A 333-nucleotide genomic window follows, 5' to 3' on the forward strand; every position below is an offset into this window, starting at 1 on the left:
GCACACACAGCATGTTGCGTGTCGGATACTCGACCCGCTTGGCGACCTTCGATGACCACCGCTCATCCTGCGCCGCATCGTCGATTTTGACGGATTGGCCGGTTTGGGCCACCCAGCCGGCGATGCCTTCGCCGATTTTGAGCCGAATCTCGCGAACTTCGTCGCCTTTCTCGCCGAGCGCGAGATCGAAGAACAGCTCGCCCTTGGCTTCGTCAACCAAAATAACAGAGGAAGCCTCCGCATTCATGATGCGGGAAGAAGTCTCCATGATTTTGGCCAGCAAATCCTGCTTCTGAATCGTTGAATTGACTTCCAAGCTTACATCGAATAACT

1 protein-coding gene is annotated in these 333 nt (G+C 54.7%); it reads right to left on the reverse strand.

Annotation, left to right across the window (positions count from 1 at the left end):
- A partial coding sequence (locus KVT27_RS24030) for a GAF domain-containing protein (protein ID WP_217582114.1) occupies window positions 1-333 on the reverse strand: 333 nt, incomplete at both ends.

It is taken from the genome of Lysinibacillus sp. GbtcB16 (genome assembly GCF_019091145.1).
GTDB lineage: Bacteria > Bacillota > Bacilli > Bacillales_A > Planococcaceae > Lysinibacillus > Lysinibacillus fusiformis.